This window comes from Sanguibacter keddieii DSM 10542 (assembly GCF_000024925.1).
In the GTDB taxonomy this organism is placed as follows: domain Bacteria; phylum Actinomycetota; class Actinomycetes; order Actinomycetales; family Cellulomonadaceae; genus Sanguibacter; species Sanguibacter keddieii.
In genome coordinates, this window is sequence record NC_013521.1 from 623359 (window position 1) to 645645 (window position 22287).

General features: G+C 74.2%; 14 protein-coding genes and 1 pseudogene. 9 read left to right on the forward strand and 6 right to left on the reverse strand.

The genetic code is table 11. The features are described 5' to 3' along the window. The first annotated feature begins 100 nt into the window (after positions 1–100). The 8 genes and pseudogenes from SKED_RS02715 to SKED_RS20635 form a co-directional block, all read left to right on the forward strand. A complete protein-coding gene (locus SKED_RS02715; protein ID WP_012865587.1) occupies positions 101–487 on the forward strand; it encodes an FHA domain-containing protein in 387 nt (128 codons plus the stop codon). A 4-nt stretch (positions 488–491) separates the two neighbouring features. Further along, positions 492–1337 carry a PP2C family protein-serine/threonine phosphatase gene (locus SKED_RS02720; RefSeq protein ID WP_042437713.1) on the forward strand — a complete coding sequence of 282 codons (846 nt, stop codon included), beginning with the start codon at positions 492–494 and terminating at the stop codon, positions 1335–1337. Then, positions 1334–2842: an FHA domain-containing protein gene (locus SKED_RS18825; RefSeq protein ID WP_012865589.1), complete on the forward strand. Its 1509-nt coding sequence runs from the start codon at positions 1334–1336 to the stop codon at positions 2840–2842. Before SKED_RS02720 ends, SKED_RS18825 begins: the two co-directional genes overlap by 4 nt. Beyond that, positions 2839–4920, forward strand: coding sequence for a serine/threonine-protein kinase (locus SKED_RS20470; protein ID WP_012865590.1), 2082 nt, complete (start codon positions 2839–2841; stop codon positions 4918–4920). The genes SKED_RS18825 and SKED_RS20470 overlap by 4 nt, the downstream gene beginning before the upstream one ends. Continuing rightward, positions 4917–11075 carry a fibronectin type III domain-containing protein gene (locus SKED_RS02735; protein WP_012865591.1) on the forward strand — a complete coding sequence of 2053 codons (6159 nt, stop codon included), beginning with the start codon at positions 4917–4919 and terminating at the stop codon, positions 11073–11075. The genes SKED_RS20470 and SKED_RS02735 overlap by 4 nt, the downstream gene beginning before the upstream one ends. Before the next feature lie 139 nt (positions 11076–11214). Continuing rightward, positions 11215–12210, forward strand: a complete 996-nt coding sequence (locus tag SKED_RS02740) for an AAA family ATPase (protein WP_012865592.1) — start codon at positions 11215–11217, stop codon at positions 12208–12210. Beyond that, positions 12207–13439 carry a DUF58 domain-containing protein gene (locus tag SKED_RS02745; RefSeq protein WP_012865593.1) on the forward strand — a complete coding sequence of 411 codons (1233 nt, stop codon included), beginning with the start codon at positions 12207–12209 and terminating at the stop codon, positions 13437–13439. The genes SKED_RS02740 and SKED_RS02745 overlap by 4 nt, the downstream gene beginning before the upstream one ends. 137 nt (positions 13440–13576) lie before the next feature. Beyond that, positions 13577–15133: pseudogene (locus SKED_RS20635) on the forward strand (transglutaminase-like domain-containing protein); the annotation flags it as partial. Between the two features lie 604 nt (positions 15134–15737). On the opposite strand, the gene SKED_RS20640 reads toward SKED_RS20635, so the two are convergent. The 6 genes from SKED_RS20640 to SKED_RS02780 form a co-directional block, all read right to left on the reverse strand. Further along, entirely contained in the window at positions 15738–16532 is a 795-nt protein-coding gene (locus tag SKED_RS20640) for an esterase/lipase family protein (protein ID WP_245534601.1), read from the reverse strand. Continuing rightward, positions 16529–17332, reverse strand: coding sequence for an alpha/beta fold hydrolase (locus tag SKED_RS02760; RefSeq protein ID WP_012865596.1), 804 nt, complete (start codon positions 17330–17332; stop codon positions 16529–16531). The genes SKED_RS20640 and SKED_RS02760 overlap by 4 nt, the downstream gene beginning before the upstream one ends. A gap of 156 nt (positions 17333–17488) precedes the next feature. Further along, positions 17489–18613 (reverse strand): ice-binding family protein, encoded by a 1125-nt coding sequence (locus tag SKED_RS02765; protein WP_012865597.1) that lies wholly within the window; start codon positions 18611–18613, stop codon positions 17489–17491. Positions 18614–18810: 197 nt separating this feature from the next. Then, positions 18811–19245 carry an HAAS signaling domain-containing protein gene (locus tag SKED_RS02770; protein WP_012865598.1) on the reverse strand — a complete coding sequence of 145 codons (435 nt, stop codon included), beginning with the start codon at positions 19243–19245 and terminating at the stop codon, positions 18811–18813. After that, positions 19242–19586, reverse strand: a complete 345-nt coding sequence (locus tag SKED_RS02775; protein ID WP_012865599.1) for a PadR family transcriptional regulator — start codon at positions 19584–19586, stop codon at positions 19242–19244. The genes SKED_RS02770 and SKED_RS02775 overlap by 4 nt, the downstream gene beginning before the upstream one ends. 67 nt (positions 19587–19653) lie before the next feature. Further along, complete coding sequence (locus SKED_RS02780) at positions 19654–21459, reverse strand: glycoside hydrolase family 5 protein (protein WP_012865600.1); 1806 nt, start codon at positions 21457–21459, stop codon at positions 19654–19656. A 146-nt stretch (positions 21460–21605) separates the two neighbouring features. Here SKED_RS02780 and SKED_RS02790 point away from each other — a divergent pair, with 146 nt between their 5' ends. Beyond that, positions 21606–22271: a TetR/AcrR family transcriptional regulator gene (locus tag SKED_RS02790; RefSeq protein ID WP_012865601.1), complete on the forward strand. Its 666-nt coding sequence runs from the start codon at positions 21606–21608 to the stop codon at positions 22269–22271. Positions 22272–22287 lie beyond the last annotated feature (16 nt).

Here is a 22287-nt window from a genome sequence, read left to right on the forward strand (position 1 = left end):
CGCTCCGCCCCAGGCGACCAGTGACCGCCCGAACCGGCCGGCACGGGTCACGGACCGGCGGAGACGATGGCGCGGGACCACCATCGGGAGGGGACGGACCGTGAGCGAGCCGACTGCACGCCGTGCGCCGGGAGCACCGGCGGGGAACGGGCACATCGTGCTGCGCTTCTCCGACGGCACCGAGCACCGGCTGCGCGGCATGACGCTCGTCGGGCGCAACCCGCAGGCCGAGCCCGGCGAGATCATCACCGACCTCGTGTCCGTCGTGGACCACGGCCGCTCCGTCTCCAAGACGCACCTGCTCGTCGGCATGGACTCCCGGGGCCTGTTCGTCCAGGACCGCCGCTCGACCAACGGCACCGTCGTCACCCTCCCGGACTCGCAGCAGATCCTCTGTGGCGAGGACCAGACCGTGCGCGTCCCGCCAGGTGCGACCGTCTCCTTCGGCGACCTCGGCTTCGTGCCTGACGCCGTCGAGAACGGCTGACGAGGTGTACACGACCTGGGGGACCGCGACCGACACCGGACGCGTCCGCACGCTCAACGAGGACGCCCTCCTCGCTCTGCCTCCGGTGTTCCTCGTGGCCGACGGCATGGGCGGCCACGAGGCCGGCGACGTCGCCAGCCGCGTGGTCGTCGAGGAGTGCTCCGTGCTCGTCGGTCGCACCTCCGTGACCATCGAGGACGTCCAGGACTGCTTCGAGCGCGCCGTCGCCCGCATGCACGACCTGCTCGGCGGGCGCAGCGGCGGGGCCACCGTCGCGGGCGCCGCCGTGGCGATGCACGAGGGCGCTCCCTACTGGCTCGTGTTCAACATCGGCGACTCCCGCGTCTACCGGCACTCGGCCGACGGCTTCGGCCAGGTGAGCGTCGACCACTCCGTCGTCCAGGAGCTCCTCGATGCCGGGCAGCTGTCGGAGCACGAGGCCGTCGGGCACGCCGACCGCCACGTCGTCACCCGGGCGCTGGCGACCGACTCCTCCTTCGAGCCCGACTACTGGATGATCCCCGTCGCGCCGGAGGACCGCCTGCTCGTCTGCTCCGACGGGCTCACCGACGAGCTCGACGACGCGGCCGTCCAGCGCCTGCTCGCGACCGAGACCGACCCCCAGGCCGCCGCCGAGGCGCTCGTCGCCGCAGCCGTGTCCGCCGGCGGCCGGGACAACGTCAGCGTCGTCGTCGTCGACGTGGCGACGGTCTGGAACCACCTCGGCTCGACCGACCTCACCAACGACAACGACACCACCGTCAGCCGCGACGAGCACGTGGCCGTCGTGTGGGACGAGCAGAAGCACGGCATCACGCAGCCCCGCACCGCCCGCGGGGGCCCGAGATGATCATCCCCGTCTACACGCACGGCGACTGGGTCGCGATCATCACCGACGGCGCCGTCGCCCTGCTGCCGCCCAGCATCGACGAGGCCCGTCTCACCCAGGTCTGGGATGCGCTCCGCGAGAGCGCCGACCTCACCCACTCCCTCACCGTCCTGGCCCGGGGCGGGCTCGTCGGGCTGCCGCCCTTCGCCCTGGTGTCCGTGGTCGACGGGCACGTCCGCGGGTTCCTGCGCGGCGACGTCCGCCTCCTCACGGCCGACGCCCACGGGACGAGCGAGCACTCCGCCGCGCACGTGGCCACCTGGGCCGAGATCAACGTCGCCGACGCCGGCGCAGTGACAGTCGCGGTGCCCGCGAGCGTCGCCCCCGTGGTCGACGGGGTGCGGATGCCGGCCCTCGCCGCTGTGGTCCGCGCGTCGAGCGTCGAGGTCCGCCTCCGCGACGCCGTCGCGGCGCCCCGACCTGCCCCCGTGGTCGAGGAGCCGGCCCCTGTCGTGGCGCTCTCCGAGACCACCACGCGCGACGGCCTCGAGGCCGACCTCGCCGACGGGCACCGCAGCACCGACGACGAGAACCGTCCCGGGGCCCCGTCACGCCGCGCAGCCCGCCGGGCGCTCGCCGCGGAGCACCCGGCCGAGCCCGTCGTCGCGCCGCAGCCGAGCCCCGACCCGGTGCGCGACGCCGAGCGTGCGCGCGAGTACGTCGCCCGCCGGGCCCGAGCACGCGCCACGGCGGCGGGGAGCCCTGCCTCGGGCTACGCCGCCAGCGCGAGCGGCTCGACGAGCACCTCGACGGGCGTCGTGCCTGACGCCGTGCCGAGCCCCTCGGCGCGGGTTCCCGACGTCGCACCCGTGGCCCGCCGCGCGGCGACCGCGCAGCCCAGCACCTCCCACGCGGCGAGCGCGCACCCCGTCGTCACGCGGGCCAGCGCGGCCGTGCCGCCGCCGCCGGTCGACACCCCGGTCGGCGAGATGACCGTCGTGCCCGCAGCCGAGCCGGAGCCCCTGCCGCTCGAGCTCACCGGTCCCGACGTCGAGGCGCTCCTCGGCGACGACGACAGGTTCGGCAGCACGGTGCTCTCGACGAGCCTCGTCGAGATCCGCCGCCAGATGTCCGGGCGCGAGGCCGGGGCTCTCCCCGGTCCGTTCCCCGTGCCTGCCGTCCCGCGGGTGCACAAGATCCGCATGTCCTCCGGCCTGCTCGTGCCGCTCGACCGTGCCGTGCTCATCGGCAGGGCCCCGGTCGTCTCGCGCGTCGCGGCCCGCGACCTCCCGCGCCTGGTCACGGTGGTGAGCCCCAACCAGGACATCTCGCGGACCCACGCCCAGGTACACACCGTCGGCGAGGACGTCCTCGTGACCGACCTCAACTCGACCAACGGCATGCTCCTCACCGAGGTGGGCCAGGCACCCCGCCGCCTGCGCTCGGGCGAGCCCACCCCGATCACCCCGGGGGCCCTCGTCGACCTCGGCGACGGCGTGACCTTCACGCTGGAGCGTGACCGGTGAGCGCCCGCCGTCAGCCCTCGATCCCGCCCAAGATCCCGGGCTACGAGTTCGTGCGGCTGCTCGGCATGGGTGGTTTCGCCGACGTGTTCGAGTACCGCCAGGAACTGCCGCGTCGGTCCGTCGCCGTCAAGGTGCTGCTGTCGGGGTCGCTCGACCAGGAGGCCCGCGAGGCCTTCTTCGCCGAGGCCAACGTCATGGCCCAGCTGTCGCACCACCCGTCGATCGTCACGGTCTACCACGCCGACATCGCCTCGGACGGGCGTCCGTACCTCGTCATGGAGTACTGCTCCCGCCCCGGGCTCGGCACGCGCTACCGCATGGAGCGGTTCACGGTCGCCGAGGTGCTGCGCACCGGCATCCGCGTGGCATCGGCCGTCGAGGCGGCGCACCACCTGGGGATCCTGCACCGCGACATCAAGCCCGCGAACATCCTCGCGACCGACTTCGGCTGGCCCGCGCTCACCGACTTCGGCATCGCCTCGACCCTCGGGTCGTCGGCCGCCGCCACCGGCATGTCGATCCCGTGGGCCGCCCCCGAGCTGCTCGCCGAGCGGCCGACGGGCGACGCCCGCGGCGACGTCTACTCCCTCGGCGCGACCATCTACTCCCTGCTCGTCGGGCGCTCGCCCTTCGAGGTGACCGGTCGCAGCAACAGCCCGGCCGACCTGCTCTCGCGCATCGAGCGTGCACCGCTGCCCACCATCGACCGCGAGGACGTGCCGCCGGGCCTGTCGGCCGTGCTGGCGCGCGCCATGGCCAAGGACCCGGACCGGCGGTTCCTCAGCGCGCTCGCCCTCGCGCACGCGCTCCAGCAGGTCGAGCGCTCGATGCACCTGCCCGTCACCAGCATCGACCTGTCGCAGGACATCCTCCCCGAGGCCCCCTCCTCCCGCGGCGACGCCGACGGCTCGTCGGGCGACGGCTCGCGCGACGACCAGGTGACCCGCCTGCGCCCCGTGGTGAGCATCGACCCGCACGGCGGCCCCTCCGACCTCTCGCAGGGCTTCGCCGCACCCGCGGCTTCACCGGCCACCCGTGCGCAGGCCCGGGCCGCCCGCCGCCCGCAGGCGCCGCCGCCCCCGCTCCCCGGGACCGGGCAGGGAGCGTCGAGCTCCCGCGACGTCGACGAGGACGCGACCCGGCTGCGACCCATCACGACCATCACCGCCCAGACGTCCGTCCCCGACCAGCGCCAGCGCTCGTGGGGGACGACGGGCGGCGACGTCCCGACCGGCACCACCGGTGGCGTCCCGACGGGAACCACCGGTCGCGGACCGGCACGGGCTGCCGCGGTGCCCCCGCCGCCCGCGCCGGAGGGGACGAACCCCGCACAGGGCTATGCCGGTGCGCAGTCCTACCCTGAGCCGCAGCCCTACCCCGTGCCGCAGGCCTACCCTGCGCCGCAGCCCTACCCGCAGACGCTCGCCTGGCAGCAGCAGGGCCATCCGGCACAGGCCGGCCCTGTCGAGCAGACGGGCTACGTGCCGCAGCCCGGGCCGTCGGGGTACCCGTCGCCCGGGCACCCGGCGCAGCACGGCGCAGGCCACAGCCCGGAGGCGCCGTTCGCGCCGTCGGCGACGGCCTTCTCGCCCACGCCCGCCGAGATCCGTTCCCAGCACTACCGCAAGCCCTCGTCCGACGACGAGACCGGCCACCGCGGACCGCGGCGCGGGTGGGTCGTGGGTGCCGCGGCCGCCGTCGTCGTCGCCGCGCTGGTCACCGTCGGCGTGCTCACCCTCGGTCGCGACGCCGACCCGGACCCGCAGGCCACCGACGCCCCGCTGCCCACCCCGACCGCGGTCGAGGAGGCCACCGTCCCGGCGCCGGCCAAGCTCACCGGCATCGACCAGGGCGACGGCACCGCGGAGTTCACCTGGGAGAACCCGGACGAGCAGGAGGGCGACACCTACGTCTGGCGCGAGGTCACCGTCGGCTCTCAGGGGGAGGCTCGCCGCACCACCTCGAGCGAGGTCGTCGTCCCCCTCGACGACAGCACCGGGGTCGTCTGCATCGAGGTGTCGATCGTCCGTGACGACGGTCGCGCCTCGACCATGCCCGTCCAGGAGTGCAGCCGATGAGGCTCGGGCGCGGCGCCACGCGCGCCGAGCGTGCACGGTCCACCTCGGCCGTCGTCGCCGGCGTGACCGTCCCGGCCGTGCTGGCGATCATGGCCGTCATCGACCCGGGCGTGAAGATCGCCGAGGTCGACCTCAACGACGGCGCCGTGTGGGTCACCAACCGCTCCGAGCTCAAGCTCGGCCGCTACGACGCGACCGTCAAGGAGCTCAACGGCGGGCTCGTGGCGACCGACCCGTCCTTCGACGTGCTGCAGTCCGGTCAGGACGTCCTGCTCTCCGAGCCCCGGATGCTCTCGACCGTCGACCCCGCGACCATGGCGCTCTCCGCGCAGGCCGAGGTGCCCGCCGGCTCCACGGTGGCCATGGGTGCGGGTGTCGTCGCGATCACCTCGCCCGAGGGTTCCGTGTGGATCCGCACCATGACGAGCCTGGCCTCCGTCACGAGCGACACCCCCGGCGACCTCGACCTCGGTGACGGGGCGCTCGCGACCGTCGACCCCGACGGCCTCGTGCTCGCCCTCGACCCGACCGACGGCACCGTGCACCGGGGCGAGATGGTCGACGGGACCCTCGAGATCACCGACGCCGGGACCCTCGACGACGCCGCGGGCGTGCTGCCCGACGCCGTCACCGCGGTCGACGGCCGGCTCGTCATGCTCGCGGGGACCACACTGCACGGCGACGGCTGGACCACCGAGGTGGTCGACGGTGCCGCGCCCGTGCTCCAGCAGTCCTCGTCGCAGGGCCCGGCCCTCGCGGTCGCGACCACCAGCCACCTGCTCGAGGTCGACCTCGGCTCCGGGGAGGTCGAGGCGACCCCCTCGACCGGTCGCGGCACGCCCGCAGCGCCCGTGCGCGTGGGCGAGTGCGTCTACGGTGCCTGGGCCAGCCCGACCGGCAGCTACCTCGTGCGCTGCGGCGACGGCGACCCGACGGTCCTCGACCTCGAGCGCATGACCGCGCAGAGCACGCCGGTGTTCCGCGTCAACCGCGCGGTCGTCGCCCTCAACGACACCCTGCAGGGCAACATGTGGCTGCCCGACGAGATGCCGCGCGTCCAGGTGCCCAACTGGGACCAGATCGAGCAGGACGACGACACCACGGACACCGAGGAGGAGTCCGACGAGGTCGAGTCCACCCAGCAGCAGCTCACCGAGTGCACCGCGCAGTCGGCCGCACCGGGTGCCGTCGACGACGACCTCGCCGTCCGCCCCGGGCGCTCGACCGTCCTCGAGGTCCTCAACAACGACACCGCCGGCGAGTGCGGCATCATCGCGATCAGCGAGCTCGACACGAGCGGCCTCGACGAGGGCTTCGCGGTGGTCGAGCCCGTGTTCGGCGGGCGCGCGCTCCAGGCCGTCGTGTCCCCGCAGGCCCAGGGCAGCGCGCAGCTGACCTACACGATCTCCGACGGCCGCGGCAACAGCCCGCCCTCGACAGCCACCGTGACGCTCACCGCCGCCGACCCCGGGAGCAACTCGGCGCCGCTCGAGCTGCGCACCGGGTCGGTCGAGCTCGAGCAGGGCGCGACCGTGGACCACGACGTCCTCGCCGGGTGGGTCGACCCCGACGGTGACGAGCTCGTGCTCCTCGGCGCGGTCACCGACGGGACCGCGACGGTCCGCGCGCGCCAGAACGGCATGCTCACCGTCACCGCCGAGGGCGAGGCCCTCGGCCGCCAGACCGTCACCGTCGTGGTGAGCGACGGCATCGAGCAGACCACCGGGCAGGTGACCGTCGACGTCCGCGCGACCGGCTCGCTGGCGCCCCGCATCGACCCGATCCACGTGGTCACCGAGGCCGGCAAGGACGTCGAGGTCGACGTCCTCGAGTCGGTCCACAGCCTCTCCCGCGAGCCCGTGCGCCTCGCGAGCGTCGACGAGCCGCCCGGCACCACCGTCGAGGCCACCCTCGACGACGGCACCTTCACCTTCACCGCGACCAACGCCGCCACGTACTACGTGCCGTTCTCCGTGGTCGCCTCGCCCCAGCAGGCGCAGGGCCTCGTCCGTGTCGACGTCGTCGAGCCGACCACCGAGCCGCAGCGCCCGGTCGCCGTGCGCGACCTCGCGCCGCTGCCCCGCGGCGGCGAGGTGATCGTCGACCCGCTCGCCAACGACGTCGACCCCGCCGGCGGCGTCCTCGTGGTGACCTCCGTCGCCGCGGTCGACGGCTCCGCGCTGCAGGCCGTGGTGGTCGACCACCGGTACGTCCGCATCAGCTCCCAGCGCGACCTCGCCGCCCCCGAGACCCTCGAGTACCGCGTGTCGAACGGCCTCGAGGAGGTCTCCGGCGAGATCCTCGTGCAGCCCGTCGAGCCCACGGGCGAGGACCGCCCGCCGGTCCTCCAGGACCTCGAGGCGTCGGTGCGCACCACGGGCGTCGTGACGATCCCCGTGCTCGACAGCGCCGTCGACCCCGACGGCGACGTGATGTCGGTCGTCCCCGACCTGCTCGAAGACCTCAGCCCCGAGCAGGGCCTGCTGTTCGCCTCGGGCGACGTGCTGCGCTTCCAGGCGACCGGCACCCCGGGCATCGTGGAGACGACGTACAGCGTCCAGGACACCGGCGGGAACGTCACGACCGCCCGGCTGACCATCTCGGTGCACGCCTCGGACCCCGAGACCAAGACCGCCCCGCGGCCCCGCGCGCTCACCGCGCGCACCTTCGACGGCGAGACCGTCCGCATCCCCGTGCCGCTCACCGGCATCGACGACGACGGCGACGGCGTCACCCTCCTCGGCCAGGGCGACAGCGTGCCCACCCTCGGGCGCATCGTCGCCGTGGGGGCCGACTACCTCGAGTACGAGGCCTTCCCCGGGTCCTCCGGCACCGACTCGTTCCAGTACGCCGTCGAGGACTGGACGGGGCAGCGCGCCCAGGCGACCGTCCGCGTCGGGATCTCCGCTCGCAGCGCGCAGGGACAGGCCATCGTCGCCCGCAACGACGAGGCGACGGTCCGGCCCGGCCAGCGCGTCGAGGTCCGCGTGCTGCGCAACGACGTCGACCCCTCGGGCGGCGAGCTCACCCTCGCCCCCGAGCTCGAGGTGCCCGAGGGCATCGAGGCGCACGTCGACAAGCGCCGTGTCGTGGTCACCGCGCCTGACCAGGCCACCGAGCCGCTCTCCATCGTCTACACCGTGACCAACGAGCTCGGTGCCACGGCCCGCGCGACCCTGACCGTCTACGTCGTCGACGACGCGCCCATCGCCCCGCCGATCGCCCGCGACGTCACGGTGGCCCCGATCGAGGTGGTCGACAAGACGAGCGTCGAGGTCGACGTGCTCGCCCTCGCCGAGAACCCCTCCGGGCCGCTGAGCGACCTCGAGGTGCGGGTGCCGTCGTCGCACTCGGACGTCGCCCAGGTGGTCGCCGGCGACCGCGTGCTGGTCACCCTCACCGACCGCACCCAGAACATCCCCTACCGCCTGGTCAACACCCGGCCCGAGGCCGACGGCGCCGGCGCGTACGCCTTCATCACCGTGCCCGCCCTCGGCGACTTCCCGCCCACGCTGCGCCCCAAGACGCGCGAGCTGCGCGTGGCCTCCGGCGAGGAGCTCGAGATCTCCCTCGCCGAGTTCGTCCAGGTCGGCACCGGCAAGACCGCGCGCGTCCGCGACGCCGAGCGGGTCTCGGCGACGAACTCCGACCAGAGCGACCTCGTGGTCGACGACACCACCCTCCGGTTCGTCTCGGCCCCCGGCTACGCGGGCCCCGCCTCGATCACGGTCGAGGTCACCGACGGTGCCACCCGCGACGACCAGGGCGCACGCCGCTCGACGCTCACGCTGCCCATCACCGTGTTCACCGAGGACGCCCGCCCGCCGACCTTCACGCCGAGCGAGCTCCTCGTGCCGCAGGGCGAGTCCACGAGCGTCGACCTGCTCGGGTTCACCCGTGGGCCCCAGGGAGCGTCGGCCGAGCAGAAGTACACCTACGAGGTGGTCCAGGCGCCCGGCAACGGGTTCCTCGCCTCGATCACCCCGGGCACCACGCGCCTCGCCGTGAGCGTCCCCGCCGACGTCGCCCGCGGCACCCTCGGCAGCGCGACCGTGCGCCTCGGCTACGGGACCGAGGGGACCATGGACGTCCAGGTCACCTTCAAGGTCGCCGCGAGCTCGCGCCAGCTCGCCTCGCTCATGGTCCACGAGGCCGAGGGCGCCGCCGGTCGGGACACCACGATCAACGCGCTGGCCGGGGCAGGCAACCCCTTCAGCGAGCCGCTCACGCTGCTCAGCGCCTCGCCGGTCGTCGCCGCGCAGGGCACCGCGCGCGTCTCCGGCAGCAACGTGGTGATCCGGCCCGCCGAGGGCTTCACCGGGCAGATGGTCGTGCGGTACCGGGTCCGCGACGTCACCGGCGACCCGCTGCGCGAGGTCGACGGCACCATCCGCGTCGCCGTCCGCGACGTGCCCGGCGCACCGTCGCCCCCCCGGGTCGGGGCCGTGACCAGCCGCGCCGTGCCGCTCGCCTGGGACGCGCCCACCACCAACGGCTCGCCCATCACCGGCTACCGGGTGACCCGGTCGCCCGGTGGCCAGACGACGTCCTGCCCCACCACCACCTGCACCGTGACCGGCCTGAACAACGGGACGGAGTACACCTTCACCGTCGCGGCCGAGAACGCCCTCGGCTGGGGCCCCGAGTCGACCGCGAGCGTCCGGGCCACCCCGGACGCCGTCCCCGGCATCCCTGGCGCCCCGAGCCTCGAGGCCGGCGACCGCACGGTCACCGCCACCTGGAGCGCCCCCGCGAACGACGGGACGCCCGTCACCAAGTACACGGCCGAGCTCTCCGGACCCGGCGGCATCGTGTCCCGCGAGATCGCCGGGACCACCATCGTGTTCTCCGGCCTCGAGAACGGCTCCGGCTACACCGTCCGCGTCCGCGCCCACAACGCCGCCACCCCGCCCGAGGGCGGGGCCTGGAGCGACGGGTCGCGCGCCGCCGTGCCCGCCGGCCTGCCAGGGACCCCCGAGGTCAGCGCGGCACGGGTGGACACGGTGCTCGGCGGGCAGATCCGCGCCGCCTGGACCGCCGCCGGCTCGAACGGCGCCGAGGTCACCGGGTACAGCGTGGTCGCGCAGAGCCCGGGGCACCCGACGCTCACCGCGTCGGTCGGCGGCGGAGACCGCGAGACGCTGTTCACCTCCGTGGTCAACGGCGCGGAGTACACGGTGTCCGTCACCGCCCGGAACTCGGTGGGCGAGGGGGCGCCGGGCGTCAGCGCGCCGACCTCGACCTTCGCGCCGCCCAAGGCGCCGACCGGGGCGCGCGCTGCGGCTGCCTCGGGCCGGCCCTTCGGCGACGGCCAGGTCACGCTCTCGTGGAACGCCCCGACCGACACCGGTGGAGTGGGCATCCGCGTCGCGCGCTACGAGCTCGAGGGCCCTGGCGGCATAGAGAGCCTCGTCGAGACCAGCAAGACCGTCTCGCCGATCGCCGGCGGGACGCAGTCCGCCCAGTTCCGGGTCCGCGCGATCAACGACCGTGAGGCCGTGGGCGAGTGGACGACGATCGCGCCGGTCGACGTGCGGACCGTGCCGCAGAAGCCGGTCGTCACGATCACCCCCAACGGGTTCCGCAGCGTCAACGCGTCGTGGGTCGTCGAGAACAACGGTGGGTCGTCGGTGACCGGGTACAAGGTCTGGGTGAACGGCGCGGAGTCCTCGACGGCTGGGACCTCGATGTCGATCGACGTGCCGCTCGACGGTCTCGTCACGGTCCAGGTCGTCGCCGTCAACGCCCAGGGCGACAGCCTGCCGGAGAGCAAGCAGGGCGGCCCCGCGGCATCGCAGCCGCCGACCGCCCCGGCCGCGGTGACCGCGACGCCGATGGACGCGCCACCGTCGATCACGATGAACTGGAGCCCGGCGAGCGAGAACGGAAGCCCGATCACTGGGTATGAGTACCGACTGACGCGCCCGAACGGCACCGTCTCACGCTGGTACCAGGCTTCCGGTGGCCCCTCGGCCACGACCGCGACGGCCACTGCGGCGGAGCAGGGTGTCGGACCGGGGATCTGGCGCGTCGAGGTGTCCGCGGTCAGCCCGAAGGGTCGGACGACGGCCCCGCCGATCGAGGTGACGATCGCTGAGCCACCCACGCCTGAGCCCGAGCCCACCGACCCGGGCACGGACCCCGGCACGGGGTGAAGGGTGACGCCGAGCCGCCTCCCGTCCCGCGTCCGGGGCGGGCGGCCGGTCATGATGTCCCCCAGAGCCCGCGACCAGCACCGCAGACCAGCACCACACCCGCAGCCCCGCTGCGACCGACAGAGAGCGTGACGTCCTGATGACCTCGAACACGACCACCGGCCCCATGACGGCCGAGCAGGCTGCCTGGTTCGCCCAGACCTTCAGCACGCTCGTCGACAACGTCGGCCAGGCCGTGCTCGGCAAGACGCACGTCGTGCGGCTCACGCTCACGGCCATGCTCGCCGAGGGGCACATCCTCCTCGAGGACGCGCCCGGCACCGGCAAGACGATGCTCGCCAAGGCGCTCGCCGCGACCGTCGACGGCTCGCACCACCGCATCCAGTTCACGCCGGACCTCCTGCCCTCCGACGTCACCGGCGTCACCATCTACGACCAGAAGACGGGCGTCTTCGAGTTCCACAAGGGCCCGATCTTCGCCTCCGTCGTCCTCGCCGACGAGATCAACCGCGCCTCCCCGAAGACGCAGTCCGCGCTCCTCGAGGTCATGGAGGAGTCGCGCGTCACCGTCGACGGCACCTCGTACCCGGTGGGCCGGCCGTTCATGGTCATCGCGACCCAGAACCCCATCGAGCAGGCCGGCACCTACCGCCTCCCCGAGGCTCAGCTGGACCGCTTCCTCATGAAGACGTCCCTCGGGTACCCCGACCACGCGTCGACCGTGCAGATCCTCGCCGGGTCTGCCGCCCGGGACCGCACCTCGGCCATGACGTCGGTCATCACGTCGGCCGCCGTCGCGAGCATGGCCGACCTCGCCGCGTCCGTGTACGTCGACACGTCGATCAACGACTACGTCGCACGCCTCGCCGAGGCCACCCGCACCGACGCCGAGACCCGCCTGGGCGCCTCCGTCCGCGGGTGCCTCGCCCTCGTGCGCTGCGCCAAGGTGTGGGCCGCCGCGCAGGGGCGCGCCTACGTCGTCCCCGACGACGTCAAGGAGCTGGCCGTCGCCGTGCTCTCGCACCGACTGGTGCTCGACGTCGAGGCCGAGTTCGCCGGGGTCACCCCCGAGGAGATCGTCGAGCGCATCCTCACCGAGACCGTCCCGCCCACCGAACGAGCCACCCTGACATGAGCACGCCCGCAGCACCCTCCGGCAGGAGGGCCACGACCCAGCGTCTGGCACGCTCCGCCGTCCGGGGTGTGCGCGCGCGCAGCGCAGGGCTCACCGCGCTCGGCTGGGGCATGCTCGTCGCGTCCGTCGTCACCCTCGTGGTCGGCCGCCGCTACGGCTGGGCCGAGCTCGTCGTCGCCGGGTGCGTGCTCGGTGTCGCGGTCCTCGTGTCCGCCGCCATGACCGTCGGGCGCTCGCACTACGCGGTGGACGTCGACCTCGCCGACCAGTCCGTCACCGTGGGCGAGCGCGCCATGGGGCGCATCGGCGTGCGCAACGTCGGGCGCCGCCGCCTGCTCCCGGCGCGCATCGAGCTGCCGGTCGGCATCGGCTCGGCTAGCTTCGCGCTGCCCAGCATGGCCGCCGGCGCCGAGCACGAGGAGGTCTACGCGATCCCCACGACGCGCCGGGCCGTGGTGGTCGTCGGACCGGTGCGCTCGGTGCGCGCCGACCCGCTCGGCATGGCCCGCCGCGAGGTGCTCTGGACCGACCCGGTCGAGCTCTACGTCCACCCCGTGACGGTGTCGCTCGACGGCACCCGTGCCGGCCTGCTGCGCGACCTCGAGGGGCAGTCCACCCGCACCATCTCCGACGACGACATGTCGTTCCACGCGCTCCGCGAGTACATCCCCGGCGACGACCGCCGCAGCATCCACTGGCGCACCAGCGCCCGCACGGGCACGCTCATGGTCCGCCAGTTCGAGGACACCCGGCGCACCCACACCGCCCTGGCCGTCTCGGCCGACACCGAGGACTACCGCGACGAGGAGGAGCTCGAGCTCGCCGTGAGCACCTTCGCGTCGCTCGGCACCCACGTGGTCCGCGACGGGCTCGAGATCACCGCCCTCGCCGGGACCGCGAGGCTCCGAACCCAGACCCCTCGCCGGCTCCTCGACGACTGCGCCGGCATCGCCGCCGCGCCGCGCGCCGACGACGCCGTCGACCTCACCCGCACCGTCGCCCGGGTCGCCCCGACCGCCTCGATGGCCGTGGTCGTGACCGGCAGCGTGCCCAGCCGTGCGCAGCTGCGCAGCAGCTCGGCGCACCTGCCCGCCGGGCTGCGGACCGTCTTCGTGCAGTGCGAGCCCGGTGCCGAGGTCAGCCTCCGCACCCAGGGCCCGCTGTCCGTCTCCACCCTCGGCGCCGTCGAGGACCTCCCGCGCCTGCTCCGACAGCTGGTGACCGGGTGACCGGCCTGCTCGGCACGCGCCGACCACCCGAGACCACCACCGACTCGCAGGGCCGCAGCGTCCGGCTCGTCGGTGCACCGGTCGGCTCCCGGAGCCTCGGTGCGCAGCTCGTCGACGTCGTCGTGCTCGCCCTCGCCGTGCTCCTCGCCCTCGTGCCGCTCGTCCCCGTCTTCGGCCTGGGCGCCGCGGCGCCTGCCGTCGTCGGCGGCGTCGTGGTGGGCGCCGTGCTCGCCGTGGCCGCGCTCGTGCGCCGCTGGCCCGTCGTCGTCACCCTCGCCGCGACCTTCCTCGCGTACGTGCTGCTCGGCGGGCCGCTCGCCGCGCCGTCGACCACCACCGCCGGGGTGCTGCCGACCGGCCGCACCCTCGTGACGCTCGGTCAGGGCGTCGTGACGTCCTGGAAGCAGGTGCTCACCCTCGAGCCGCCGATCGGGACCAGCGGCACCGCGCTCGTCGCGCCCTTCGTCCTCGGGCTGGGTGCGGTGCTCGGCGGCGGGCTGCTCGCCGCGACGCGCGCGTCGACGGGGCGCGCCGCGTCGCTGCGCCTGCTGGGCGCCGTCGTGGTGCCGCCCGCCGTGCTCGTCCTGGCCATCCTGCTCGGCACCGTCCAGCGGACCCTCGCCGTGGTGGTCGGCGCGACCGTGACCGTGCTGGTCGTGGTGTGGGTCGCGTGGCGTCGCGGCGGCTGGCGGCCGCAGCGCGTGCCGTCCCTCGCGGTCCTCGCGCTGCTGTCCGTCGGGGGCGGCGTGCTGCTCGCGCCGGTCGTCGCGAGCGACACCCCACGGTTCGTGCTGCGCAGCGTGATCGTCCCGCCCTTCGACCCGCGCGACCACGCCAGCCCGCTGTCGGCGTACCGCGCGTTCATCAAGGACCAGCGCGAGACCGACCTGCTCACCGTCGACGGGCTCCCCGAGGACGGCCTCGTCCGGCTCGCGACCATGGACAGCTTCGACGGCGTGGTGTGGAACGTCGTCGGCGACGGCGAGCCGCAGGCCTCCGGAGCCTTCCGCAAGGTCGGCGACACCATCCCCGTCTCCACGAGCGCTGCCACGGTCTGGCAGGACGCCACCGTCGAGGTCCAGGTGGACGCGCTCGGCGGGCCGTGGCTGCCGACGGTCGGCGAGACCCGCTCGGTCACCTTCTCCGGGCCCGACGCGGACCGCGACCGCGAGGCGTTCCGCTTCAACGACGCGACCGGCACCGGGGTCCTCAGCACCTCGCTCGTCCCCGGGCAGCGGTACACCCTCGACGCCGTGGTCCCCGGCCCCGTCACCGACGAGGAGATCGGCTCCGCGCGGGCCAGCAGCCTCGCGCTCCCCGCGCCGCAGCAGGTCCCGGACGTGGTGGTCGAGCGCGCCAAGCAGGTCACCGCGAACGCGAGCTCACCTGCCGGCGCGGCCCGCGCGATCGAGACCTACCTCCACGACACGGGGTACTTCAGCCACGGCGACGACTACCCGTCGCTCGCCGGGCACTCCGCCTACCGCATGAACCTGCTGCTCGGCGACGACCTCATGGTCGGCGACGCCGAGCAGTACGCCTCGGTCATGGCGCTCATGGCCACCCAGTCCGGCCTCACCGCCCGCGTGGTGCTCGGCTTCGTGCCCACCGAGGAGCAGCGCGGCGACGACTCGATCACCTTCCAGGGCGGCGAGATCCAGGCCTGGACCGAGATCGCCTACGAGGGCGTCGGCTGGGTGCCGTACTTCCCGACCCCGGAGACCAACCGGACCCCCGAGACGGCCGACGAGGAGGTGCAGAACGAGCCGCAGCCGCAGGTCGTCCAGCCCCCGCCGCCGCCCGCCGAGCCCGTCGCACCGCCGTCGGACGACGCCGAGGACCCGTCGGTGACCACCAACGAGGAGGACACCGAGGCCGCGGGCGACCTCCGGGCCGTCCTCGTGGTCGTGGCGGTTGTGGCCGTCCCCCTCCTGCTCCTCCTGGTGCCCGTCCTCGTGGTGCTCGCGCTCAAGGCGCGCCGCCGTCGTCGGCGCCGCAGGGCCCCGACCGCGGAGCAGCAGATCAGCGGCGGGTGGGACGAGGTCCTCGACACCGCGCACGACTTCCGGGTCCCCCCGCCGACCGACGCGACACGTCGTGAGGCGTCGCGGGCGCTGCTCGAGACCTTCCCGAAGGCCCCCGTCGCGCTGCTCGCCGAGCAGGCCGACGCGGCGGTGTTCTCGGCCGACGGCGCAGGGACCCGAGGGGTGTCGCGCTACTGGGCGTCCGTCGACGAGACGGTCCGAGCGATCCGTGGGCACGGCTCGACGTGGGCGCGCCTGCGGGGCTCGGTGTCCCTCACGTCGCTGCGTCGTCGTCGTGGGGAGCGGTCTCGGGCGAGGGCCCGGGAGCGCGCGACCGGTCGAGACGACCGACGTGCTCGAGCACCGCGCGCTGCACGGCGGGGTGCGCGACGGTCCTGAAGTGGCCCATCACCGGCAGCTGCACGTTGGTAGCCCCGGCCAGCCCGCTGCCGCCGGGGACGTGCGGGTCGAAGATCCCGTAGACGCTCACGATGCGCCGGTGCGCGCCGACCTCGCGGGCCAGCGCGCGCATCGCCGGGAAGCGTGGGGAGAGCGCCCGCACCGGGCGTGACGGGAAGTACGTCGCGTAGACCGACCCCGCGAAGGGCGTGTTCACGGCGACCATGCCGACGACGTCGTCGCCCGCCCCGGGGTGGGACATGAGGGCCTTGCCGACGAGCCCGCCCTTCGAGTGCGCGAGCAGCACGACCGGGCCGGCGCCGGCCTCGGCGAGGCGTTCGGTGACGAGCCGGGCGGACGTCTCGAGGTCGGACAGGTTCCACCGCAGGCCCGGCACGGTGAGGACCGGGTGCCCGGCGTCGTGCAGCACGCGGGCCAGCGGCTCGAGGAAGAACCACGTCTCGTAGATGCCGGGGAGCAGCACCACGGGTGTGCGGGTGCCGGAGGCGAGGGCGGCGGGGTCCGGGCGGGTGAGCAGGCCGCGGAGCTGGCGCCACACGACGTAGACGTAGTCGGAGGTCCAGGCCCACCAGCCGCGCGGGACCCGACGCGCGGCGCGGACGCTCGCGCGCAGTCGGTCCCACGTCCCGGGCTGGCTCACGCCGGTCACCGCCGCAGGTGGTCCATGACGAGGGCGGCGACCTCGTCGCTGTGGTCGTAGATGACCGCGTGCGCGGCCCCCGGCACCTCTTCCCAGCGGCCCTTGGTGGGCAGCCCGGCGACGAGGTCGACCCACCCCTCGGGGGCGACCCAGTCGTGGACGCCGCGGAGCACCAGGACCGAGGCGTCGACCTCGGCGAGGCGCTCCTCGATGGGGTACCGCATCATCCGCGGCAGGGTCTGCGCGAACCACCGCGGGCCGCAGCGCACGTACCCGCTCATCGCGATGCGGCGCGTGCGCGAGGACTCGAAGACGGTGCTCTGCAGGAACCGCAGTGCCTGGAGGGTGGTCGAGCGCTCCTCGACGTTGACGGGCGGGCCGATGAGCACGGCGTGCGTGGACAGCCCGGGGTGCTGGGCGAGCACCTCGGTGACCACCTGGGCACCCATCGAGTGCCCGATGATCACCGGGTCCACGAGCCCCTGCTGCTCGATCCACCCCCCGACCAACCGGCCGAAGTCCGCGATCTCGAGGGGGTGCGAGGGCCGCGGGACGCCCGCGAAGCCGGGGAGGTCGACGAGGTAGACCATCCCGACCTTCGCGAGCGTCAGCGCGAGCCGCTCGAAGTACTGCGAGGAGACGCCGATCCCGTGCACCAGCACGAAGTCGCGGCGGTCGGCCGAGTCCACCTCGATGAGCTCGTCGACCGACGCCCGCCAGATGCGCAGGTACAGCCCGTCGTGCTCGACGCGCGTCACCTGGATGTTCAGGCCGTTGGGTGCGCTCGACGCGCGAAGGGTGTGCGGCACCGGAAGACCTCGTCTCAGCTGAAGACCAGATCGTAACCGCTACCCCCACCCCGCACCCGCCCGCCCTCATGCCCGGGGCGCGAGGCCGAGGCCCCCTGGGGGGGACCTGGTCAGCGCGCCCCGGGCATGGGAGGGGTGGGTCAGGGGAGAGATGGGTCAGGGGCGGGTGCCTCGGCGGCGGCGGACGGCGAGGGTGGTGACGCCCAGGGCTACGAGGACTCCGCCGGCGAGCAGGAGCGGGGCCGCGTCGGTGCCGGTCTCCGAGAGGTCCTCGTCGCGGTACCGGTCGCTCTCGGTGGTCGAGCGTCGGTCTCCGGGAGACGACGCGGTGGGGCTCGGCGGGACGACGACGCCCGCGTCCGGGCCGGTGGGCGGTGCGCCGGGCACCTCGGGGGTCGGCACGGGCGTCTCCGAGGGGACTGCGGGCGGTGCCGTGGTCGGGGCGACCGTCGGCGCCGGGGTGTCCGTCGGGGTGTCTGTCGGCGTGTCCGTCGCGGTCGGTGTGTCCGTCGGCGTGGGGGTCACGACGTCGCACACCGGCGCGGTGATGGTGTTCGTGTCGAGGGTGACCTCGCCGGTCTGGGCGAGCGCACGGCCCTCGAGCGTGGCGCCTGTCGCCATGCTGATGGACGTCGAGGCCATGACCGTCCCGACGAAGTCGGTGCCGCTGCCGATCGTGGCGCTCTCGGCGACCTGCCAGTAGACGTTGCACGACGCGGCGTCGTCGAGGAACACCACGGCGCTGTCGGAGGCGGTCGTGAGGCCCGAGGTCAGCTGGAAGACGAAGACGGCCGCGGGGTCGCCGAGGGTGTTCAGCGTGAGCGTCCCGGTGAGCTGCGCGGCAGGGAGCCGGTAGGTGCCGGGCGTCAGGGTCTGCCCACCGAGCTCGGCGGGCAGGCTGGTGAAGGGTGTGCGTCCGGCGGCGTCGCCGTAGGCCGTGGAGAGGTCGGCCTTCGCCTGCAGCGCGTCGGCGTCGCCGAGGTGCGTCTCGCCGCCGACGAGCCCTGGCGGGAAGCCGGGGGCCGTGGTGCCCGGGCTGACCCCGAGGCTCTGCCCGAGGACGCTCGGGCCGGTGTTGGTGACCGTCTCGGCACCGAGCACGGAGAAGGTCTCCGCGGTGCCGAGCGGGACGGGTGGGTCTGCTGCCTCGGCGGGCAGCTGGCTCAGCACGACCAGGGTGGACCCCAGGGCGAGCACCGCGACGACGGAGACGGCGAGCGGACCGCCCCCGCCCGTGCGCGCGGATCGGATCGGACGGACTCTGCTGGGTGCAGTCATCATCAGGCAGCCTCTCGTAGGGCGCCCCGAGACGGGGACGCCGGAGGGGCCGTCCAGATCGAGAAAGCACCGGCGGCACGGTCGACCGCCTGACCTGAGTAGAGCACCCCGCACGGGCCTGCGCGAGGGCTCGGGTCGCCCCGCAGGTCAGCGCGGCGCGCCTTCCCGGCGGGACGCGCCAGGAGGGGCCCTGAGGCCCCTCAGGAGTCGGTCTGGCCCAGCCGCCAGGCTGCCGCGCGGCGACGCGAGCGGACGGCGAGGACGACGACCATGGCCGCGAAGGTCGCGATCAGGAGCGCACCGCCGACGATCCGGGCCCACGGAGGCAGCCCCCAGAGCTCCGCGGTCTCGTCGAGGAGCCCGAAGACCCCGCTGATGACGAGGAACGCCCCGCCGAAGCCGAGGAGCCCGGCCGACACGGCGAGCGTGAGGAGTCCGCGCTCGCGGGAGCGCGGGGCGAACTGGTCGGCGTAGCGGGCGACGGGCCCGAAGGCCTCGACGGGGTCCTCGCCGGACTCGGCGAGGTGGCTCTCGACCTCGCGGACGATCTGCGCGACCGCGTCGGCCGGGACGTCGCGCAGGTCGAGCGTCTCGGCGAGCTCGTTCGTGTACTCGGTGTGCGGTCGCTCGGTCATGACGTGCCTCTCGTCCCCATGATGATCGCGGTGCTCGCCTCGGTGAAGGCGGCCCAGTCCCTGCGGTGCGCCTCGAGGCGCACCGTCCCTGCCTCGGTGAGGGCGTAGTACTTGCGGCCGGGGCCGCTCGTCCCCTCGCGCCACGTCGCGGTGACGTCGCCGTCCTGCTCGAGCCGCGCCAGGAGCGGGTAGAGGGTGCCGCCCTTGACCACGCCCATGCCGCCGTCGGCGAGGCGCTGGGCGATCACGTACCCGTAGGTCTCGCCCTCGCTGACGATCGACAGGACGGCGCCGCTGAGAGCGCTGCGCAGCCACTCGGCGGGCCAGCTCGGTGTGTCCATGGGTAGATGGTGGCACAACCTAGGTGACGCGACAACCTAGGTCGCTCCGCAACCTACGGGACGTGCCTCAGGTGAGCGTGACGGCGCCGAGGCGGAGGTCGTCGCCGACGCACCGGACGGTCACCCGCGACTGACCGCCGACCGGTGTCGCCGTGCCCTGCGGGAGCGCTCGCGTCGCCCCGGACCAGGTGTCGCCCGACCAGCCGCCCGGCACCTCCACGCCGTCGATGCTCACCTGGACGGCACGGTCTGCCGCTCCGACCCCGTCCGCCGGGCACACGTCGAGGGTGACGGCGAGCCGCCCGGCCGCGAGCGTCGCCTCCCCGAGGGAGACGTCGTACGCGACGCTGTCGCCGTCCTGCAGCAGCACCCAGAGCCGCCCGGCGCGGGCGCGCTCGGCGGGGTCGGCCGCGAAGGGGTTCGCGCCCTCCTCACCGCCGTGGCGCTCGACCGTGACACCGTCGTCCGCACGGAACGAGCCCGGCGCGGCGGGAGGCGCGCCTCCCGCTCGTGCCCCCGGCGCGTCCGACGACCGCGCCGACGTCTCCCACGACACCCCTTCGCCGTGCGTCCCGTAGGCGTAGGCGGGCAGCTCGACGGGCGTGCGGCGGAGCAGCGCGGCGACCACCTCGGGGTGCCACTCGCAGCGCTCCAGGCGCATCGCGTCGACGAGCGCGACGAGCGTCTCCCACGCGTCCTCGGGCGCGGGCTGCGGCCCGGTCCCGGCGACGAAGGCCTGGACGTCGGCCCAGCCGGCCGGAGGGACCACGACGGCGGGGGAGTGCGGGTTGTCGAGCTTCTTCCACGTCCAGAAGTTCCAGCCGATGCCCTGGCCCTCGTACAGCCCGAAGGCCGTCGCGAGCCACGAGGGTGCGTTCTCGCCACCCTCGCCCATGTACAGCGGCAGCCCGAGCCGGTCACGCACCTCGAGGAAGGTCGCGATGCCGTCGAGGTCGGGGGCGGCCCAGTACCGGTGGAACTGGATCACGGAGCGCTCGTCCCACACCTCGGTGAAGATCGAGACGTCGCTCGCCCAGTGCGTGCCCTCGTACATGATCAGGTGGTCCGGGTCCACGGCCCGGACGGCGGCGGTGAGGTCGCGGTACAGGGCCACGAGGTCGTCCCGGTGACGCACGGCGTGCTCGTCGGGCAGCGGCTCGTTGAGCAGGTCGTAGGCGGCCACGGTCTCGTCGCCGGCGTACCGCCGGGCGATCTCCGTCCACAGCCGGACGGTGAGCGCCCGGTACCGCTCGTCGGTGAAGAGCTCGGGACGCCCCCGCGGGGAGTCGTCGATGTTCGTGCCCGTCTGGCCGCCGGGTGCCCCGTGCAGGTCGAGGACCACGTGCAGCCCGGCCTCGCGGCACCAGCCGACGCAGGCGTCGACGAGGGCGAGGCCCTCCTCGAGGAACGTCCCGTCGTCGTCCATGACCACCCGGGCGTTGATCGGCAGCCGCACGTGGTCGAAGCCCTCGGCGGCGATGCGGTCGACGTCCGAGCGGGTGAAGAACGCCTCGCGGAACCCGGCCCAGAAGGCCGCGGCCCGCTCGTCGCCGACGAGCCTCGCGACGAGCGCCTCGATCTCCCGCGGCGACTGCGCCGGGACGCCGGAGCCCGCGGCGGGGTCGACGTGCGGCAGGCGCCACATGTAGCCCTCGGGGAGCAGCCAGGTCCCGATGCCCACGCCCCGGAAGAGCGCCCGCTCGCCCGCGCCGTCCACCACCTGCGTGCCGTTCCTGCGGACGACGCCCGCTGGCCTCCCGGCGGGCGGGCCGCCCGCCCGGGACACGGTGGTGGTAAAGGCGCTCGCGGCGCTGGTCCTCGGGCTGGCGCTGGTGCTCTCGGTCTGCGGGTCGGTGTGGTCGAGGGGAGTCATCGGGTGGTCCGTCCGTCGGTTCGGGGTGGTGGTCCGGCGCTGTGGCCGGGTGGTCATCGGATGGTCAGCGGGCGGTCAGGGGGAGGTGCTGGTGCGGTCGTGAGGTGGTCGTCGTCGGGCCCGGTGGTCGTCTACGCTTCGCTGGTATGGCACCTGAGCAGAGTCCTCCGACGGCCGCCGACGCCCCCGACGTCGTGACCTCCGAACCCGTCGGCGTGCAGAAGGCCCGCACCCAGCGCCGCCGCAAGGAGATCCTCGAGGCGGCGCTCACCACCTTCGCGAACAAGGGGTTCTACAACGCCTCGCTCGCGGAGATCGCCGACGAGGTGGGCATCTCGGCGGCCGGCATCCTGCACCACTTCAAGACCAAGGACCAGCTCCTCACGGAGGTGCTGCACACCCGCGACATGGTCGACATCGAGGAGGCCGCGCACGGCCAGGAGCTGGTCGGGCTCGACTTCCTGCGGCACCTGGTCGACACGGCGGCGCTCAACAGCACCCGGCCCGGCATCACGCAGCTGTACGCCGTGATGTCGGCCGAGTCGGTGACCACCGACCACCCGGCCCAGGAGTGGTTCCGGGACCGGTACGTGGGCCTGCGCGAGATGGTCCAGACCGCCCTCGCCCAGGCCCGCGACATCGGCGAGCTGCGTGACGACGCCGACGTCACCGAGACGGCGATCGCGATCATCGCCGTGATGGACGGGCTGCAGGTCCAGTGGCTGCTGGACCCGGGCGCCGTCGACATGGCGGCCGTCACGCACCGCACCATCGACGCCCTCGTCGCCTCCCTGGCCCCCGAGGAGGACTGAGGGGCGCGGTCAGCCC

Excerpts from the sequence above, each read along its gene's own strand:
- SKED_RS02745 (WP_012865593.1), top strand. The coding sequence starts at position 12,207 with ATGAGCACGCCCGCAGCACCCTCCGGCAGGAGGGCCACGACCCAGCGT.
- SKED_RS02765 (WP_012865597.1), bottom strand. The coding sequence starts at position 18,613 with ATGATGACTGCACCCAGCAGAGTCCGTCCGATCCGATCCGCGCGCACG.
- SKED_RS02770 (WP_012865598.1), bottom strand. The coding sequence starts at position 19,245 with ATGACCGAGCGACCGCACACCGAGTACACGAACGAGCTCGCCGAGACG.
- SKED_RS02790 (WP_012865601.1), top strand. The coding sequence starts at position 21,606 with ATGGCACCTGAGCAGAGTCCTCCGACGGCCGCCGACGCCCCCGACGTC.
- SKED_RS02775 (WP_012865599.1), bottom strand. The coding sequence starts at position 19,586 with ATGGACACACCGAGCTGGCCCGCCGAGTGGCTGCGCAGCGCTCTCAGC.
- SKED_RS02780 (WP_012865600.1), bottom strand. The coding sequence starts at position 21,459 with ATGACTCCCCTCGACCACACCGACCCGCAGACCGAGAGCACCAGCGCC.
- SKED_RS18825 (WP_012865589.1), top strand. The coding sequence starts at position 1,334 with ATGATCATCCCCGTCTACACGCACGGCGACTGGGTCGCGATCATCACC.
- SKED_RS02740 (WP_012865592.1), top strand. The coding sequence starts at position 11,215 with ATGACCTCGAACACGACCACCGGCCCCATGACGGCCGAGCAGGCTGCC.
- SKED_RS02735 (WP_012865591.1), top strand. The coding sequence starts at position 4,917 with ATGAGGCTCGGGCGCGGCGCCACGCGCGCCGAGCGTGCACGGTCCACC.